The organism is Streptomyces sp. NPDC057877, assembly GCF_042796855.1.
In the GTDB taxonomy this organism is placed as follows: domain Bacteria; phylum Actinomycetota; class Actinomycetes; order Streptomycetales; family Streptomycetaceae; genus Streptomyces.
The window spans coordinates 409,209-429,431 of the sequence record NZ_JBHVMS010000001.1 but is presented as its reverse complement, the minus strand read 5'-3'; the positions used below and the strand labels follow the sequence as shown (position 1 = coordinate 429,431).

Genomic DNA, 20,223 nt, shown 5'->3' with positions numbered 1-20,223 from the left:
ATGTTCCGCTCCCGCAGCGCACCACGGCTCGCCGCCGCGCTCTCCTCCGCACTCCTGCTCCTCGCCGCGGCCACGGCCTGCGGTGGCGACGACGACTCCGACTCCGGCACCACGGGCGCCGGTTCGAAGGCGAGCGCCTCCGGAGAGTCGGCGTTCCCCGTCACCATCGACCACAAGTACGGCAGTACGACCATCGAGTCCGAGCCCGAGCGGATCGTCACCGTCGGCCTCACCGACCAGGACGCCGTCCTCGCCCTCGGCGAGGTCCCGGTCGGCACCACCGAGTGGCTCGGCGGCTACCCGGGCGCCATCGGCCCCTGGGCCGAGGACAGGCTCGGCGGGGCGGACGTGCCGACCGTCCTCAAGGACACCGGCACCGGCCCGCAGGTGGAGAAGATCGCCGCGCTCAAGCCCGACCTGATCCTGGCGCTGTACGGCGGGCTCACCAAGGAGCAGTACGAGTCCCTGTCGAAGTTCGCGCCCGTGGTCGCCCAGCCCGAGGAGTACAACGACTACGGCATCCCGTGGCAGGAGGTGACCGAGAAGGTCGGCCAGGCCCTCGGCAAGTCCGACGAGGCCGCCAAGGCCGTCAAGGCGACCGAGGACGCGATCGCCGCCGCGGCGGCGGAGCACCCCGAGTTCAAGGGCGCGACCGCGCTGATGGCGACGCCGTACGAGGGCATGTTCGTCTTCGGCAGCCAGGATCCGCGCTCCCGCCTCCTCACCGACCTCGGCTTCGAGCTGCCCAAGGACCTGGACAAGGCGATCGGGGACCAGTGGGGCGCCAACATCAGCAAGGAGCGCACCGACCTGCTCGACCAGGACGCCCTGGTGTGGTTCGTCGGCGATGTCACCAAGGACGCCGACAAGCTCCACAAGGACGCCTCCTACCAGGACCTGAACGTGGTCGCTGAGGAGCGTGAGGTGTTCGTCGCCGAGAGCACCGACTACGGCCACGCCACCTCGTTCATCACCGTCCTCAGCCTGCCGTACGTGGTCGAGCGGCTGGTGCCGCAGCTGACCGCCGCCGTCGACGGCAAGACGGACACGAAGGTGGAGCAGCCCGCCGCCTGATCGGGACATGGAAGGGGGCCCGGCCCGCACGGCCGGGCCCCTCCTCGTGCGCTCAGCCCTCCATCGCCTGTGCCAGACCGCGCGGCCGCATGTCGGTCCAGTGGGTCTCGACGTACTCCAGACAGGACTGCCGGGACGCGGGCCCGTGGGCCGTGCGCCAGCCCGCCGGTACGTCCACGAAGTCCGGCCACAGGCTGTGCTGGTCCTCGTCGTTCACCAGCACCAGGAACACGCCGTCGGGGTCCTCGAACGGATTGGTCATGGCCTTCCTCTCCTCGTCCTCGCTCGTCGTCACCTGTCCCGCGCCCTCGCGATCAGCCCTTCCAGCGCCCGGAACCACGTCTCGGCGAGATCCCGAACCGCCTTGCCCGGCAACAGCTCCGCCAGATGGACCCAGTGGGCGGCCAGCACCGGCCCGTCCGCCCGGTCCTCGGTCACCACGTTGATCTCCAGTGCGTGGCCCTGCCGCATCCCGGGCTCCGGACCGATGTCGGCCACGTCGTCCTCCGGCGCGTACGACCAGTCCGTCTCCTCCGGCACCCCGAACCGGCCCAGGTAGTTGAACTCGACCCGCGCGGGTTCGAAGGCGGCGAGCACGTCGCGGGTACGGGGGTTGAGGTACCGCAGCAGGCCGTGGCCGACGCCGTTCGCGGGCAGCGACCCCCGATGCTCCCGCACCCGCCGCACCGCCTCCTCCGCCTCCGCACCGCCCGCGAAGGCCGACGCGAGGTCGAGCGGGCCCGCGTCGAGCCGGACCGGATGGACGCTCGTGAACCAGCCCACCGTCCGGGACAGGTCGACCTCGTCGCCCGCCAGTTCCGCCGCGCGGCCGTGCCCTTCCAGATCGACCAGCAGGGACGTCTCCGCACCGCCCTGACGGCGCCGCCAGTCGGCGAAGGCGAGGGCGAGCGCGGCCAGCAGCACGTCGTCGACCCCGGCGCCGAAGGCGGCGGGCACCGTGGACAGCAGCGGCCCGGTGCGGTCGGCGGGCAGCCGCAGGACCACCTCACGGCGGGTCGCGGCGGTGTCCCGGTCGGGGTCCGGACGGCGGTCGAGCGGGAAGGGCTCCCCGTCCAGGACCGCCGTCCAGTCCTCCCACTCGGCCTCCCGCGCGGGTTCCCGCGCCAGCTCCGCCAGCAGCCGCGACCAGCGCGCGAACGACGTCTCGACCGGGTCGAGCCGCGCCGCGCGCCCGGCGCGCACGTCCCGCCAGGCCGCCGCCAGGTCCGGCAGCAGCACCCGCCACGACACACCGTCCACCACCAGGTGATGGGCCATCAGCAGCAGCCGCCCGGGCGCGCCGCCCGCGTCGAACCACACCGCCCGCACCATCACCCCCGCGTCGGGGTCGAGCAGCGCCCGCGCCGCGTGGGCGTGCTCCCGCACGGTCGCGGCGAGCGCCCCCGCGTCGAGCCCGGCGACGTCCACCCGCTCCAGCCACCCGGCGGCGTCCACCGCCCCGACGGGCGGCACGTGCAGCGACCAGTCCCCGCCCGCGGGCCGTACCAGCGTCGCCCGCAGCATGTCGTGCCGGTCGGCCAGCGCCTGGAGGACGCCGGTCAGACCCGGCAGATCCAGCTCGGCGGGCGTGCGCACCACGGCCGCCTGGTGGTACGACGCGAAGGGGCCGCCCAGTTCGCGCAGCCAGTGCATGACCGGGGTGAGCGGGACGCTGCCCGTGCCGTCGTCCTCGGTACGCGGCCCCGCCGCCGTGGCCGACGCGGCGACGGCGCCCAGCGCGGCGACCGTACGGTGCCGGAAGACCAGCCGCGGGCTGATCCGCACCCCCGCCGCCCGCGCCCGCCCCACCAGTTGCATCGCGACGATGCTGTCCCCGCCCAGGACGAAGAAGTCGTCGTCCACGCCGACCCGTTCCAGGCCCAGCACCTCGGCGAAGACCGCGCACAGCGCCTCCTCCACGGGCGTGGCGGGCGGGCGCCCGCTGGACAGGGCGGAGAAGTCCGGCGCGGGCAGCGCGGCCCGGTCCAGCTTGCCGTTGGCCAGCTCAGGGAAGCGGTCCAGGGCGACCACGGCGGCCGGGACCATGTGGTCCGGCAGCCGGGCAGCGACCCGCCCGCGCAGCTCGGCCGGGTCGGGCGCCACCGCGCCGGGCACGGGGACCACGTACGCGACGAGCTGCTTGCGCGGTCCGTCCTGACGTACCGTCACCAGCGCCTGCCCGACCGCCGGATGACCGGTCAGGGCGGACTCGGTCTCGGCCGGTTCGATGCGGAAGCCCCGGATCTTGACCTGGTCGTCCGCCCGGCCCAGGTAGTCGAGGCGGCCGTCCGGCGTCCAGCGGGCCAGGTCGCCGGTGCGGTACAGACGGCCACCGGGCGCCCCGAACGGATCGGCGACGAACCGCTCCGCCGTCAGCCCCGGCGCCCCCAGGTACCCACGGGCCAGACCGCCGCCCGCCAGGTACAGTTCCCCGGTCACCCCGGGCGGCACCGGCCGCAACCGGTCGTCCAGCACGTACGCCCGGGTTCCCGCCACCGGCCGCCCCACCAGCGGGCGTGCACTGTCCCGCATCCGCGCCACCAGCGCGTCCACGGTCGACTCCGTGGGCCCGTAGAGGTTGAACGCCTCGGTGCCCCGCAGCCCCGCGAGCCGCCGCCACAGCGCCGCCGGGACGGCCTCACCGCCCACCCCGACCACCGTCAGCGGACAGCCGTCCCCGTCGAGCAGCCCGGCCTCCGCCATCTGCGCGAAGAACGACGGCGTGACCTCCAGGAAGTCGAAGCCTTGCGCGGTGACAGCGGCGGCGAGCAACTCGGGGTCGCGCCGGACCTCCTCCGACACGATGTGCACACAGTGCCCGTCCAGCAGCCACAGCTGCGGCTGCCAGGAGGCGTCGAAGAAGAACGACCAGGCGTGCCCCACCCGCAGGTGCTGCCGCCCGGCGGCCTCGACGGCCGGTCGGTGCAGCGTCTCGCGGTGACTGTGGAAGAGGTTCCCGAGCGTTTCATGGGTGATCACCACACCCTTCGGACGGCCCGTGGAGCCGGAGGTGTAGATGACATACGCCGGGTGACGCGGCGACAGCGGCGCGGTCCGGTCCGCGTCCGTGACACCGGACGCGTCCCGCCCGGCGATGTCCTCCGCCGTGCCGGGATCGTCGAGCAGCAGCACCTCGGCCGCCTCCGGCAGCGCCCCGCGCAGCTCACGCGTGGCCAGCGTCAGCACCGGCCGGGCATCCGCCAGCACCCCGGCCGTCCGCTCCACCGGCGCGTCCGGGTCCAGCGGCAGATAGGCCGCGCCCGCCTTGTGCACGGCGAGTACGGCGACCAGGAACCGCGCGGTACGCGGCAGCGCCAGCGCCACGTACCGCTCGGGGCCCGCGCCCCGCGCGATCAGCAGCCGCGCCAGCCGGTTCGCCTCCGCGTCCAGCCCGGCGAAGCTCAGCTCCATGCCGTCGGAGGCCACGGCGGGCCGCTCCGGGCAGCGGCGCACCTGCGCCTCGAACAGGGCGGGCACGGTGGTCGGCGCGGCGAGCGGCGGACGGCTGTGCCAGCCGTCGAGCAACCGCCGCCGCTCCTGCGGGCCGAGGATGTCGACGGCGCCGATCCGCACGTCCGGGTCGGCGACCACGGCCCGCAGGATTCGCCGCAGCCGGTCCGCGAAGGACTGCGCGGTGGTGTGGTCGAACAGGTCGGCGCTGTACTCCAGCACCCCGTCGACGCCGTCGCCGTCGCCGCGCTCCACGAAGTCGAAGGACAGGTCGAACTTGGCGGTCGTCGCCGCCACCTCGTCCCGCCGCGCCCGCAGCCCGGGCAGCAGCTCCGCCCCGTCCGGCCCGGACGCCAGGTACACCACCATCACCTGGAACAGCGGGTGCCGGGCCAGCGACCGCGCCGGGTTGAGCACCTCCACCAGCCGCTCGAAGGGCACGTCCTGATGGTCGAACGCCGCCAGGTCGTGCTCCCGCACCCGCGCCAGCAGCTCCCGGAACGCCGGATCGCCGGAGGTGTCGGTGCGCAGCACCAGCGTGTTGAGGAAGAACCCGGTCAGGTCCTCCAGGGCCGCGTCCGTGCGGCCGGAGATCGGACTGCCGAGCGGGATGTCGTCGCCCGCGCCCAGCCGGGACAGCAGCGTCGCCACGGCGGCCTGCACCACCATGAACACGCTCACGCCGTGATCCCGCGCCAACGCCCGCAGCCCCTCCGCCAGTCCGGCGTCCAGGGAGAGATCGGCGGCACCGCCCCGATAGCTGGACTCCAGCGGCCGGGGCCGGTCGACCGGCAGCGACAACTCCTCCGGCAGCCCCGCCAGCGCCCGCTTCCAGTACGCGACCTGCCGAGCCGCCAGGCTCTCCGCGTCGCGCTCGTCGCCGAGCACCTCCCGCTGCCACAGCGTGTAGTCGGCGTACTGGACCGGCAAGGGCTCCCACACGGGCGCCCGCCCGGCCGTCCGGGCGGCGTAGGCCAGCGCCAGGTCACCGGTCAGCGGGCGCTCCGACCACTCGTCACCGGCGATGTGGTGCAGCAGGAGCAGCAGCGTCCACTCCTCGGCGCCGGTGCGCAGCACATGGACCCGCAGCGGAGGCTCCCGGTCCAGCGCGAAGCCGTACCCGCTCGCCTCCCGCAGCCGCTCGGCGAGCAGCGGGGGCTCCGTGTCCTGCACGGTGAACGGCACCCGCACCTCGTCCGCGTCCAGGATCCGCTGGTAGGCGGTGCCGTCCTCGTCCGGGAACACCGTCCGCAGCGTCTCGTGCCGCGCCACGACATCGTGTACGGCGGCCCGCAGCGCGCCCACGTCCAGCGGGCCGGACAGCCGCCAGACCCAGGGGATGTTGTACGTCGCGCTCTCCCCCTCCACCTGGTACAGCACCCACAGCCGCCGCTGGGCGAAGGACAGCGGCAGCCGGTCGGGGCGCGCGCGCACGGTCAGGGCGGGGCGGGGCGCGGCCTCGCCGGTGGTGGGGAGACGGTCCGCGAGCCGGGTCACCGTCGGCGCGTCGAACACCGTGCGCAGGGACACCTCACGGCCCAGCGCCGCCCGGATCCGCGCCGCCAGCCGCATGGCCAGCAGGGAGTGACCGCCCAGGGCGAAGAAGTCGTCGTCGACGCCGACCCGGGGCAGAGCGAGAACGTCCGCGAACAGGCCGCAGAGGATCTCCTCGCGCGGGTTGCGCGGGCGACCCCCGGTGTCGGCGACGCCCGCCGCGAAGTCCGGCGCGGGCAGCGCCCTCCGGTCCAGCTTGCCGTTGCGGGTGAGTGGCACCGCGTCCAGCGTCACGAAGGCCGCCGGGACCATGTGCCCGGGCAGCACGGCGGCGGTGTGGCGGCGCAGCACCGCGGGGTCGGGGGCGTCGGCTCCGGCGGCCGGGACGACGTACGCGACGAGCCGCTGCTCGTGCGGGACGACCACCGCGTGCCCCACCGAGGCGTGCCGGGCGAGGACGGCCTCGATCTCGCCGGGCTCGATCCGCACGCCCCGGATCTTGACCTGGTCGTCGGTGCGGCCGAGGTGGTCGAGTGTGCCGTCGGGCAGCCAGCGGGCCAGGTCGCCGGTGCGGTACATACGGGCGCCGGGCGGGCCGTACGGGTCGGCGACGAACCGTTCGGCGGTGAGCCCCGGCCGGTCGAGGTAGCCACGGGCGAGCTGGACGCCCGCCAGGTACAGCTCACCGGCGGCACCGGGCGGCACCGGCCGCAGCGCGGCGTCCAGCACGTACGCGCGGGTGTTCCACACCGGCCGCCCGATCACCACCCGCCCGGCGCCGGACACCACCTCGCCCGCCGTCACGTCGACGGACGCCTCGGTCGGACCGTAGAGGTTGTGCAACCGCGCCGAGGGGAGCACCCGATGGCACACCTCGGCCACCGGCAGGGGCAGCGCCTCGCCGCTGCACAGCACCCGGCGCAGCCCCGTGCACCGTGCGGCGGCGGGCTCCTCCAGGAACACCTGGAGCATCGACGGCACGAAGTGGACGGTCGTCACGTCCGCCGCCCGGATCAGCTCCGCCAGCCGCGCCGGATCCCGGTGCGCCCCCGGCTCCGCCACCACCAGCGCGGCCCCGGTGATCAGCGGCCAGAAGAACTCCCACACCGACACGTCGAACCCGGCCGGGGTCTTCTGGAGCACCCGGTCGTCCGGCGCGAGGCCGTAGGCGTCCTGCATCCACAGCAGCCGGTTGGCGATGCCCTCGTGGGGGACGGTCACGCCCTTGGGGCGGCCGGTCGACCCGGAGGTGTAGATCACGTACGCCGGGCTGGCGGGACGGTACGCGGAGGGCAGCGCACCCTGCGGGCCGTCGGGCAGGCCGTCCTCGATGACGCACACCGGACGCGCCTCCGCCAGCATCAGCGCCCGCCGCTCCGCCGGTTGGTCGGGGTCCAGCGGCAGATAGGCGCCGCCCGCGCGGTGCACCGCCAGCAGCGCGACGACGAGGTCCACCGAGCGCGGCAGCGCCACGGCCACCGTCCGCTCCGGACCCACGCCCCTCCCGGCCAGCACGCGCGCGGTCCGCTCGACCCGCGCGTCCAGCTCCGCATAGGTCAGCCGCTGGTCGCCGAAGACCAGGGCGAGCGCGTCCGGAGTCCGGGCGGCCTGGGCGCGGAACAGCTCCGGCAGGGTGGCGGCGGGCACCTGGCGGGCGGTGTCGTTCCACCGGACGAGGACGGCCTGCCGCTCGTCCTCCGCCAGCACCTCCAACTCGGCCACCGGCCGGTCCGGTTCGGCCGCCACCTGATCGAGGAGCCGCAGCAGCCGTCCCGCCAGCCGTTCGGCGGTCGCCGGGTCGCACAGGTCGAGCGCGTGCTCCAGCAGCAGCACCAGCCGGTCCCGGCCCACCTCGTCCACGAAGGTGAAGTGCAGGTCGAACTTGGCCGAACCGGTGTCCATGTCGGACCACTCGGCTGGCATCCCGAGCACGTCCGGGTCGCCGTCGGGCCGGTAGTGGTAGCCCAGCATGACCTGGAAGAGCGGGTTGCGGCCCGCCACGCGCGGCGGGTTGACGGCCTCCACGACCTGGTCGAAGGGCAGGTCCTGGTGCTCGAAGGCGGCCAGCGCCGACTCCCTGACCCGCCCGAGGAGTTCACGGAACGTCGGCGCCCCGGACAGGTCGGTGCGCAGGACGAGCGTGTTGACGAAGAAGCCGACGAGGTCGTTCAGCGCGTCGTCGGTGCGGCCCGCGATGGGCGCGCCCAGCGGGATGTCGTCCCCGGCGCCGAGCCGGTGCAGCAGCGCCGCCGTGGCCGCCTGGAACAGCATGAACATGCTGGTGCCGGTGGTGCCGGTGGCGCCGGACAGCTCCCGCAGCGCACGGGCGGTGTCGGCGCCCACCTCCGCCCTGACCTTGCCACCGCGCCCGGTGGGTTCCGCCGGACGCGCCCGGTCCAGCGGCAGTGCCAGTTCCTCGGGGAGGTCGCGCAGCGCCTCGGTCCAGTGCGCGAGCTGGGTCTCACCGACCTGACCGAGCAGGGTCTCCTGCCACAGCGTGTAGTCGGCGTACTGCACCGGCAGCGGCGCCCAGCCGGGGTCCCGGCCCGCGCGGCGCGCGTGATAGGCGGTGGTCAGGTCGGTGAGGAACGGCCGGTCCGACCACTCGTCGGTGGTGATGTGGTGCAGCACCAGCGCCACCACATGGTCGTCGGGCGCACGGCGGAACACCTCCGCCCGCACCGGAAGTCCCGCGCCGAGGTCGAAGGGGCGGCGCTGCGCCGCCGCGATCAGCGCGGGCAGCTCCGCCTCCGCGCAGTCGACCACGGAGAACTCCGGCTCGGCCGCCACGACCTCCTGGTACGGCTCGCCGTCCATCTCCACGATCCGCGTCCGCAGCGCCTCATGACGGTCCGTCACATCGCGGAGCGCCGCCCGCAGCGCCTCCAGGTCGAGCGCACCGCGCAGCCGGAACACCAGCGGGAAGTTGTACGCCACCCCGCCGCCGGTGACGCCGCCCGTGATCCGCTCCACCAGCCACAGCCGCCGCTGCGCCGCCGACAGCGGCACCCGTGCGGGCCGCCCCGCCACCGGCGTCAGCATTGGACGCACCGGGCGGCCGACCGCCGCCCGCGGCGCCAGCGCCTCCGGAGTGGGCGCCTCGAACAGATCCCGGATCGCCAGCTCCGCGCCCAGCTCGGTACGGGCCCGGCTGATCAGCCGGGTGGCGAGCAGCGAATGCCCGCCCAGCTCGAAGAAGTCGTCCTCCGCGCCGGTCCGGGGCAGCCCCAGCACCTCGGCGAAGAGACGGCACAGCACCTCCTCCACGGGCGTGCGCGGCCCGCGCCCCTGTGACAGGGCCACGGCGGGCTCGGCGTCCGGCAGCGCCCGCACATCGAGCTTGCCGTTGTCGTTCATCGGCAGCCCGGGCAGCACCACGAACGCGGCCGGGACCATATAGCCGGGCAGCCGCTGCCCGAGGTCGTCGCGCAGCCGCCGCACCAGGGCGCCGTGCCCGCGCGTCGCGGTCGGCGTGCTGGCGTACGGGGCCGTGCCCCGGTCGGGGCGGGGGAGGTACAGGCCGAGGGTGCGCGCGGGGGTCGTACCGGCCAGGAACACGGCGTCGAAGAAGCCCGGTTCGTCGGACCAGGTGGTCAGCACCCGGTAGCCGTGGGCGGCGCCCAGCTCCCGCATGGCCTCGGGCTCCGCGCCGGGCCGGGGGTCCGTCCCCAGCATGGCCGCCAGGTCGTCGGCCGTGCGCGCGTCCGGGACGCGCCGTACCCGCAGCGGTCCGGGCCCGGCGCCGAGGCGGGCGTCCACCTCGTCCGGCCCGGTCCAGTCCAGCACCGGTGCGTCAGCCAGGTCCACGGCATCCGCCGTGTCCGCGTACAGCACGACGTCGTACCGGTACCGCGTCAGCTCGTTGTGGTGCCGCCCCGCCTTGGTGCGCAGCTCGACGCCGACGCCGAGGGTGCCGAACCAGTCGGGGTCGACGAGGAGTTCCTTCTCCAGCGCCAGGCCCCGGTCCACGGCCCGGCGCAGTGTCTCCGGGTCGGTGTCGGCGCCCGCGCGGGCGAGCTGGATGCCGGTCTGGAAGACGCGTGCCTGCCGCAGGTCGCGTACGTCGCCGAGGAACAGCGCGCCACCGGGCGCGAGCAGCCCCATCGCGCCCCGGATCACCTTGCGCAGATGGTCCAGGCTGGGGAAGTACTGCACGACGGAGTTGATGACGACGGTGTCGAAGAAGCCGACGGGCAGACCGTCCGTCACCTCCGCCGCCTGGCACCGCAGTTCGACCTTGCCCGCCAGCTCCGGGTCGGCCTTCAGGTCCTCGCCCAGCTTGCGGATCACGGGCGCGGCGAAGTCGGTCGCCCAGTAGGCCTCCGCGTCCGGCGCGAGCTGGGAGAGCAGCAGCCCCGAGCCGACGCCGATCTCCAGCACCCGGCGCGGGTCCAGCTCCCGGACGCGCTCGACGGTGGCCGCCCGCCACTCGCGCATGTGGTCCAGCGGGATGGGCGTACCGTCGTAGGAGCTGTCCCAGCCCGCGAAGTCCTCCCGGAACAGCGCGGTGCCGATCTCGGTGTACTCGGCCGAGTAGATGTCCTGCCACTCGCCGATCTGCTCCCGCTCCGCCGACTCCCGGGCCACGGCGTCCGGTTCGGCCGGGACGACATAGCCCACCAGCCGCTGGGTGCCGGGCGCGGCGGTGTCGTCGCGGGCGAGTACGGCGGCCTGGGAGACCTCGGGGTGCTGCGCGAGCGCCGTCTCGATCTCGCCCAGCTCCACCCGGTGGCCCCGGATCTTGACCTGGTCGTCGGTGCGGCCGAGGAAGTCGAGGTTGCCGTCCGCGCGCCGCCGCACCAGGTCGCCGGTGCGGTACATCCGCTCGCCCGGCCGCCCGAACGGGTCGGCCACGAACCGCTCGGCCGTCAGCCCAGGCCGGTCCAGATAGCCCCGGGCCAGCCCGACCCCGGCGATGTACAGCTCACCCGCCACCCCGTCCGGCACCGGCCGCAGCCAGCCGTCGAGGATGCGCGCCCGGGTGGCGCGGATCGGCCGCCCGACCGTCGGGGTCGCGCTGTCGTCGGTGCCGCCGCCGAGGGTGTTGATGGTGTACTCGGTGGGCCCGTACAGGTTGTAGCCGTAGGTGCCCTCGGTGTCCCGCAGGGTGTTCCACACCGTCTCGGTGACGGCCTCGCCGCCGAGCAGCACGAGCGGCGGCCGGTGCCCCTCCAACAGGCCCTCCTCGATGAGGAGATGGGCGTACGTCGGGGTCACGTTCACCACGTCGACGCGGTGCCGCTCGCAGTACGCGACCAGCGCGGTGGCGTCCCGCCGCAGCTCCTCGTCGCAGATGTGCACCTCGTGTCCCTCGACGAGCCACAGCAGCTCCTCCCAGGACATGTCGAACGCGAACGACACCGTGTGCGCGATCCGCAGCCGCCGCCCGCCCGCCGCCGCGATCGCCGGGGCGAAGATCTCCTTCTGGTGGTTGAGCTGCATGTTCGTCAGGCCCACATACGGCGTGACCACACCCTTGGGACGGCCCGTCGAGCCGGAGGTGTAGATCACGTACGCGGGGTGGTCCAGGCTGAAGGAGAGCCGTACGGGATCGGCGGGCACGTCGGTGAGCACGTCCGGGTCGTCGAGCAGCACGCGCGGGGTGGGGCCCGCCAGGGTCCCGGACACCGCCCGCGTCGTCAGCAGGAGCAGCGGACGCGCGTCGGCCAGCGTCGCCGACAGCCGCTCCGCCGGGTGGTCCAGCTCCAGCGGCAGATAGGCGGCACCGGTGCGCAGCACCGCGAACAGCGCCACCACCATGTCGATCGAGCGGGGCAGCCCCAGCGCCACCACCCGCTCCGGACCGGCCCCGTGCGCCAGCAGCAGCCGGGCCACCCGGTCGCAGCGGGAGTCGAGTTCGGCGTACGTCACCGTCCGGTCGCCGAAGACCAGGGCCGTGGCGTCGGGGGTGCGGGCGGCCTGGGCGGCGAGCATGTCGGCGACCGTCTCCCGCGGCACCGGCTGCCGCTGGGCGGCCTCCTCCCGGGCCAGCGCGGCCCGCTCGGCGGGCAGCAGCGCGGTCAGCGAGCCGACGGCGGCGGACGGGTCGGCGACCAGCCGCTCCACCAGCAGCACGAACCGGTCCAGCAGCCCGCGCGCGTACAGCCCGTCCAGCACGTCCGGCCGGTAGGCGAGCGTCACCCGCACCCGCTCGCCCGGCGTGACCACCAGGTTGGCCGGGTAGTGGGTGGCGTCCACGTTGGCGACGGCACTCGCCCCGTGCCGCTCGCGCAACGCGTCGAGCCGCTCGTCGGTGTCGGCGTTGCGCAGCACGAACAGCGTGTCGAACAGCCGCCGGTGCCCGGTCTCGGCCTGGAGCACCCCGAGGCCCAGATACTCGTACGGCATCAGCGCGAGCCGCTCGCCCTGGATCCGGCGCAGCAGCGCGAGCACCGGCTCGCGCGGGTCGAAGGCGATCCGGGCGGGGACGGTGTTGAGGAACATGCCGATGACGCTCTCGACGTCCGGCACCTCGCTCGGGCGGCCCGCGACCGTCGTGCCGAACACGATGTCACCGCGGCCCGTCGCGCTCGCCAGCACCAGCCCCCAGGCCGCGTTGAGGACCGTGTTGAGGGTGAGTCCGTGCGTGCGCGCGGTCTCCCGCAGCCGCTCGGCCGTCTCCGGGGCGAGTACGGCGTCCAGGTGGCGCGGGATCACCGGCTCGCCGCCCCGGTCACCGACCGACGGCACCAGCAGCGTCGGCTCCTCCAGACCGGCGAGCGCGGCCCGCCACGCCCGGGTGGCCTCGGCCTCGTCCTGACGCTCAAGCCAGCCCAGGTAGTCCCGGTACGAACCGGGCCGGGCGAGCCCCGCCGGGTCGCCGCCGCTCTCGTACAGCGCGAACAGCTGGTCCAGGAACAGCCAGGCCGACCAGCCGTCCCACAGGATCAGATGACGCCCGATGATCAGCCGGTCGCCGCGCCCGGCGCCGAGCCGCACCAGCAGCATCCGGAACAGCAGTGGGTGGGCGAGGTCGAAGCGGCGGGTCCGCTCGTCGTCCAGCAACCCGGCCATCCGCCGGTCCTGTTCGCCCGCCGCGAGCCCCGACAGGTCCACCTCCCGCAGCGGCACCTCGGCGCCGCGCACGATGAACTGCACCGGCCTGCGCTGCCCCTCGCTGGTGAACCCGGCCCGCAGGCTCGGGTTGCGCTCCAGCAGTACCCGGGTGGCCGCGCGCAGCCGTCCCGCGTCCACGCCCGCGGCGAAGTCGAACGACTCGTGGACCGTGTAGACGTCCAGCGCGCTGTCGTCGTACGCGGAGTGGAAGAACAGGCCTTCCTGGAGCGGGGCCAGTGGCCACACGTCCTCGATCAGGCCCGGCGCCAGCCGCTCGACGCGCGCCCGCTCCTCGTCGGTGAGCGTGAACTCGGCGGCGGGGGCGGTCTCGTGTGCCTCGGTGCGGGTCGCGGCAGCCGCGAGCGCCGCCGGTGTGCGGTGCTCGAAGACGTCCCGCGGGCCGACCGCCAGACCGGCGCGGCGGGCCCGGCTGGCGACCGCGATGGAGCTGATGCTGTCACCGCCGAGCAGGAAGAAGTCGTCGTCGACACCGACGTCCGGCAGTCTCAGTACGGCGGCGAAGACCTCGGCGAGCACCTGCTCGCGCGGGTTGCCCGGGGCGCGCGTGACGCTGGCCCGCACGGCCTGCGGGGCGGGCAGCGCGGCCCGGTCCAGCTTGCCGCTGGGGGTGAGCGGCAGCGCGTCGAGGACGACCCAGGCGCCCGGCACCATGGCGGCGGGCAGCCGGTCCGCCACGGCCGCGCGCAGGCCGCTCACGTCGACGTCGGCGGGCGCCACCACGTACGCCACGAGTGTGTCGTCCCGTACCGTCACCGCCGCCCGCGCCACCTCGGGCAGCGCCGCCAACGCGGCCTCGACCTCGCCCGGTTCGATCCGGTTGCCGCGCAGCTTGACCTGCCGGTCGGTGCGGCCCAGGTACTCGACGACACCGCCCGCGCGCCGCCGCACCAGGTCGCCGGTGCGGTACATCCGGCTGCCGGGCGGGCCGTAGGGGTCGGCCGGGAAGCGCTCGGCGGTCAGCGCGGGGCGGGCGTGGTAGCCGCGGGCCAGCTGCACGCCCGTCAGGTACAGCTCGCCGGGCACGCCGTCCGGCACCGGACGCAGACAGGCGTCCAGCACGCGCAGACCGGTGTTCCACACCGGGCGCCCGATGGGCACGGTCGTGCCGTGCTCGGCGGGGTCGTACGGGTGGTACGTGACGTCGACCGCGGCCTCCGTCGGCCCGTACAGGTTGTGCAGCGGTACGCCGGTCAGCTCGTGCCAGCGGCGCGCGGCGGCCACCGGCAGCGCTTCTCCGCTGCTCAGCACCCGGCGCAGCGACGCCGCCCAGCCGGGGTCGGCCGTGACCTCGTCCGTGGCGAGGAACGCCTCCAGCATCGACGGCACGAAGTGCAGGGTGGTGATCCGCTGCTCGCGCACCAGCCCCGCCAGATAGACGGGGTCGCGGTGCCCGTCCGGCCGGGCGAGGACGACCGCCGCGCCCTCCAGGAGCGGCCAGAAGAACTCCCACACCGACACGTCGAAACTGGACGGCGTCTTCTGGAGCACCCGGTCGTCCGCGCGCAGCCCGTACGCGCCCTGCATCCAGGCGAGCCGGTTGACGATCGCGCGATGGGTGACGACGACGCCCTTGGGGCGGCCGGTGGAGCCGGAGGTGTAGATGAGGTAGGCCGGGTCGTCGGGCGCCGGTGTGCTGTGCGGGGCGACGGGCGGGGGCTCCTCGACGTCGAGCAGCAGTACGGCCGTGTCCGTGCCCTCCGGCAGCCGCTCCGCCGCCGCCGACAGGGTGACCACCGTCGTGGCGCCCGAGTCGGTGAGCATATGGGCCACCCGGTCGGCCGGGTAGTCCAGGTCGACGGGCAGATAGGCGGCGCCCGACTGCAGCACGCCCAGCAGCGCCACCATCAGCTCCGCCGACCTCGGTACGGCGACCGCCACGAACTGTCCCGGCCCGGCGCCCCGGGCACGCAGTCGCGCCGCCAACACCCGTGCGCGGGCCGCGAGTTCGGCGTAGGTCAGCCGTTCGTCGGCGTAGACGACGGCTGCGGCGTGCGGGGTGCGGGCGACCTGCGCGGCGAACGCCTCGGGCAGGGTGGTGGGCGGAACGGGACGCTCCACGCCCGCGAGCCGGGCGGCGAGCGCCTCGTCGGGGGAGAGGAGGTCCACGGTGGCCGCGGGACGCGCCGGGTCGTCGGCGACGGCCTCCAGCAGACGGGCGAGGCGGTCGCCGAGCGCCCGTGCCGTGTCGCCGTCCAGGCTGTCCGCGTGGTGCTTCAGCCGCAGGTCGAGACGGGTGCCCGGCTTGACGATCAGGGCGAGCGGATAGTGCACGGCGTCGTGGAAGGCGGTGCCGGTGATCCGCACGCGGCCGGAGGCGTCCCGCAGGTCCGGCTCGGCCGGGTAGTTCTCGAACACCACGAGGGTGTCGAAGAGTTCGCCGCCGCCCGCGTGCGCGGTGCCCGCCAGCCGCTGGATCTCGGCCAGGCCCAGGTGCTGGTGGTCCAGCAGACTCGCCTGCTCCTCCTGGAGCCGCACCAGCAGCTCCGCGAGCGGTTCGTCCGGCCGCCAGCGGAAGCGGGTGGGCAGGGTGTTGATGAACAGGCCCACCATCGAGGCGATCCCGTCGACCTCGCCGTCCCGGCCGGAGACCGTGGTGCCGAACACCACGTCGTCCCGGCCCGTCAGCCTGCCGAGCAACAGCCCCCACGCCGTCTGCACGACCGTGCCGAGGGTGACTCCCAGCTCCCGGGCGCGCTCGGTGAGCCGTGCGGTGACCGACGCGGACAGTTCCAGCCGGACGTGCGCGGGCCGCAGGGGGCCGGGGCCCGGCTCGCCGTCCACCAGCCGGGTCGGCTCGTCGAGCCCGGCGAGCGCGGCGCGCCACGCCTCCCGGGCCGCGTCCCGGTCCTGTGCGGCGAGACGGCTCAGGAAGGCGCGGTACGGGGTGACCTCGGGCAGGGCCGGGGCGTCGGCGCCGTAGCAGGCCATGAGTTCGCGGTGCAGGACCGGCAGCGACCAACCGTCCGCGACGATGTGATGGAACGTCAGCAGCAGTCGGCTCCGCTGGTCCGACAGCCGGATCAGGGCGCAGCGCAGCAGCGGGGGCGCGGTGAGGTCGAAGCCGGTCGCCCGCTCGTCGGCGGCCACTGTCTCGGCTTTCGTCTCCCTGCCCTGGCCGTCCCGCTCCCGCAGGTCCACCTCCCGCCAGGGCAGCTCCAGTTCCCCGGCGACGATCTGCACCGGGGTGCCGTCGGGGCGTTGCCGGAAGGCCGCCCGCAGCGGTGCGTGCCGGTCCAGGAGGTGTTGCGCGGCCCGGCGCAGGGCGCTGCCGTCGACGGGTCCGGCCAGGTCGAGGACCTGCTGGACGACGTAGGCGTCACCGGCGCTGCCGCCGGTCAGCGCGTGGAAGAAGAAGCCCTGCTGCAGCGGGCTGAGCGGCAGCAGTTCCTCGACGGTGAGCGGCCGGTCGCCCTGGACCTCGGCCAGCTCCGCCGCGTCGACGTCGAGCAGCGGCGCGGTCTCGACGGCCGTGTCCGTCCGGTCGGCGGCGGCCCGCGCCAGCGCCTCCACCGTACGGTGCCGGAACACGTCCCGGGTGGTGAGCGCGAGGCCCGACTCCTTCGCCCGGATCAGCAGCTGGATCGCGGTGATGCTGTCGCCGCCGAGGGCGAGGAAGTCGTCCTGCGCCGTCACCGGGCCCAGGCCGAGGACCTCGGCGTACAGCGCGCACAGCAGCCGTTCGCGGGCGGTGCGCGGGGGGCGGCCCGAGCTGAGGGCCGCGTGGTCCGGCGCGGGCAGCGCCCTGGCGTCGATCTTGCCGCTCGGGGTGACCGGCAGCGCGTGCAGCGGGACGAACGCCGACGGGACCATGTAGTCCGGCAGCCACTCGGCGGCGTGCGCGCGCAGGGTGCGCATCAGGGCGGCGACGTCGCGGAAGGGGGCGGGGCGGTTGGCGTGGGGGTGGGGGACGGAGGGGCGGTACAGGGCCGGGAAGGGGGCATCGCCCAGCACGAGTACCGCGTCGAACGCGCCGTCCTCCGCACCCCCGTGCCACGTCAGCGCCACCCGGTAGCCGTGCCCCTCGGCCAGCACGCGCACGTCCTCCGGATCCGCGCCCGGCGCCGCCTCGTGGCCGCTGCCCTCCAGCCGCCACAGGTCGGCGAGGTCGTCGGCGAGACGCGCGTTGGGCACGCCGGTGATCCGCAGTCGTTCGGGCCGCCCGTCCAGCAACCGGGCCAGCCCGGCGAGCCCGCCGACGGCCGTCCAGTGGACCTCCCGCCCGTCCGGCGCGGGTCGGCGGGGGCCGGGGCGCAGGACGACGTCGTACCGGTAGCGGCTCAGCTCGTTGTGGTGGGCGGCCCGCTTGAGCCGGATGTCGGTGTCGAAGCCGTCCAGGGCGGCGAAGAAGTCGGGGTCGAGGAGGAGTTCGCCCTCCCAGCGCACCGACTGCTCCACGGCCGCCCGCAGCGCGCTCTTGTCGTCGGCTCCCGCACCCCGCCGGGTCTCCACGGCGGCGCGCAGGGTGCGCAGCAGCCGCAGGTTGCGCACGTCACCGACGAAGATCCGCCCGCCCGGCGCGAGCAGCGCGGAAACCTTGCGCAGGACGTCGAGCAGGTACTCGGCGCTGGGGAAGTACTGGGCGACGGAGTTGACGACGACCGTGTCGAAACGACCGGCGGGCAGCCCGTCGGTGTCGTGCGCGGGCCGGGCGCTCAGGTGGACCCTGGCCGCCAGGTCCGGCTCGGCGCCGACCTGGGCGCGCAGCGCGGCGACGGCCTGCTCGGAGAGGTCGGTGCCCCAGTACTCCGCGCAGTCCGGGGCGATCCGGGACAGGATCAGACCGCTGCCGACGCCGATCTCCAGCACCCGGCGCGGGTTCAGCTCCCGGATCCGCTCGACGGTGGCCGCCCGCCACTCGCGCATCTCCTCGACGGGCAGGGGGCGGCCGTCGTAGGTGCTGTTCCAGCCCGCGAAGTTCTCCGCCAGGCCCGCGCCCTCGGTCCCGGCCGCGCGGTAGAGGAGTTCGTGGACGTCCTTCCACTCCTCGACCTGGGCGGCGGGGCCGTCGAGCGCGGGGACGACGTACGCGGCGAGCCGTCGGTCGCCTGGGCGGTCCTCGCGGGCGACGACCGTGACCTGGTCGACGGCCGGGTGGCCGCGCAGCACGGACTCGATCTCGCCCGGCTCGATCCGGAAGCCGCGGATCTTCAGCTGGGCGTCCGCCCGCCCGAGGAACTCGATCCGTCCGTCGGAGCGCCTGCGCACCAGGTCGCCGGTGCGGTAGAGCCGCTCGCCGGGCGCGCCGAACGGGTCGGCGACGAACCGCTCGGCGGTCAGGTCCGGCCGCCCCAGGTAGCCGCGCGCCAGCCCGGCGCCGCCCAGGTACAGCTCACCCGTCACCCCGGCGGGCACCGGCCGCAGCCAGGCGTCGAGGACGTACGCGCGCGTGCCGGGGTCCGGGACGCCGATCGGCACGATGGCACCGGCCGGGATGTCCGGGTCGCACAGGCCGAGCGTGGAGTTGGTGGTCGCCTCGGTGGGACCGTAGGCGTTGAACATCATCCGCCCGCGCGCGTAGCGCGCCACCAGCTCCGGCGAGACCCGCTCGGTGCCCGCGAGCAGGGTCGCGGTGGGCGGCAGCGTCACGTCGTCGGGCATCGCGGACAGCAGCGCGGGCGGCAGGATCATGAAGGTGACGCCGTGCGCGTGCGCGTAGTCGGCGAGCGGCGCGCCCGGCACCCTGCGCTCGGCCGGTACGACGACCAGGCGCCCGCCGGACAGCAGGCCGAGGCACAGGTCCCAGAACGCCACGTCGAAGCTCGGTGAGGCGAACTGCAGCACCCGGCTGTGCGGGCCGATCCCGAACCGCTCGCTCTGCGTGGCGACCAGCTTCGCCACGCCGCTGTGCGCGAGGACGACGCCCTTGGGGCGGCCGGTGGAGCCGGAGGTGTAGATGACGTAGGCGGCGTTCAGGACGGTGAGCGGGGCGCCGCGGTCGGCGTCGGTGGGGTCGTGGGCGGGGCGGGACGCCAACTCCTCGGCGACGGCGGGGGAGTCGAGCAGCAGCAGCTGCGGGGTGCCGTCGTCCGGGAGGTCCCGCGCGGTCTCCGCGGTGGTGACCAGGCAGACGGGGGTGGCGTCGCCGAGCATGTAGGCGATGCGGTCCGCCGGGTAGTCGTGGTCGACGGGCAGGTAGGCGGCGCCCGACTTCAGCACGGCCACCTCGGCCACGAACAGGTCCACGGAGCGCGGCAGCGACAGCGCCACGATCCGCTCCGGACCGGCGCCGCGCGCGAGCAGGGCGTGCGCCAGACGGTTGGCGCGCTCGTCGAGCCCGGCGTAGGTCAGGTGCTCGTCCTCGAAGACCAGCGCCACGTCGTCGGGCCGTCGGCGGACCTGCTCGGCGAACATCGCGGGCCAGGTGTCCAGCGGGACCGTGTGGTCGGTGGCGTTCCAGTCGTGGACGACCTGCCGGTACTCCTCGGGGCTCATCAGCGTGAGGCGGGCGACCGGGGTGCCGGGCGCGGTGCGGGCGTCGGTGAGCAGGGTGCGGTAGTGGCCCAGCAGCCGGTCGACCGTGGCGGCGTCGAGCAGCCTGGGGTCGTAGGCCGCGCGGGCGGTGTCCCCGTCCACCTCCAGGAGGAGGTCGACCGGGCCGGGCAGTTGCCCTGCGGGCCGGGCGGGGGTGGCCAGCGCCGTGTTGAAGAACAGCCCGCCGCCGCGCGTGGGCGCCGGGGTCAGCTCGTCGACGAGCAGTTCCACGGGCACCCGGTGGGTCTCGGCGTCCTGCCAGGCCTCGGTCACCCGCCGGGTCAGCTCCCGGAAGTCGGGCTCGTGCTCGACGGACACCCGTACCGGCAGCCCGTCATGGCCGACCGTCAGGTCGGTGGCGCCGCTGTAGTGGTGCAGCAGGGCGACGAAGGCCGTGAGCAGCACCCGGTCGGGGGCGGTGGGGAGGCCGCTGAGGGTGCGGGTCTCCCGGTGGGTGGTGGGTTCCGGTGGGTGGGGTCGGTCGGTCGGGAGCGAGATCTCCGGCGGTGGCGGAGTGAGCGACCGCCGCCAGTAGGCCAGGACTTCCTCGGAACCGCACACAGCAGCGCGCCTCCCCAGAGGGTTCGTGCCCCGGCCCTGGGCCGGGGATCGGCGTCATACTAAGGTAAGGGTTACCTAAATCACAGGGTGTCCATA

General features: G+C 74.8%; 3 protein-coding genes. 1 reads left to right on the top strand and 2 read right to left on the bottom strand.

The features are described 5' to 3' along the window. Window positions 1–1,074 (top strand): iron-siderophore ABC transporter substrate-binding protein, encoded by a 1,074-nt coding sequence (locus ACFVQG_RS01890; protein ID WP_383375679.1) that lies wholly within the window; start codon window positions 1–3, stop codon window positions 1,072–1,074. A 52-nt stretch (window positions 1,075–1,126) separates the two neighbouring features. On the opposite strand, the gene ACFVQG_RS01885 is transcribed toward ACFVQG_RS01890, so the two are convergent. Together ACFVQG_RS01885 and ACFVQG_RS01880 are read right to left on the bottom strand one after the other, a co-directional pair. Beyond that, the gene (locus ACFVQG_RS01885) at window positions 1,127–1,336 is read right to left on the bottom strand and encodes an MbtH family protein (RefSeq protein WP_383375677.1); all 210 of its coding nucleotides are present in this window, start codon (window positions 1,334–1,336) and stop codon (window positions 1,127–1,129) included. A 29-nt stretch (window positions 1,337–1,365) separates the two neighbouring features. After that, window positions 1,366–20,127 (bottom strand): amino acid adenylation domain-containing protein, encoded by an 18,762-nt coding sequence (locus ACFVQG_RS01880; RefSeq protein ID WP_383375675.1) that lies wholly within the window; start codon window positions 20,125–20,127, stop codon window positions 1,366–1,368. Window positions 20,128–20,223: the final 96 nt, after the last annotated feature.

Coding starts and splice junctions, on each gene's coding strand:
- ACFVQG_RS01890 (WP_383375679.1), top strand. CDS start 1: ATGTTCCGCTCCCGCAGCGCACCACGGCTCGCCGCCGCGCTCTCCTCC.
- ACFVQG_RS01885 (WP_383375677.1), bottom strand. CDS start 1,336: ATGACCAATCCGTTCGAGGACCCCGACGGCGTGTTCCTGGTGCTGGTG.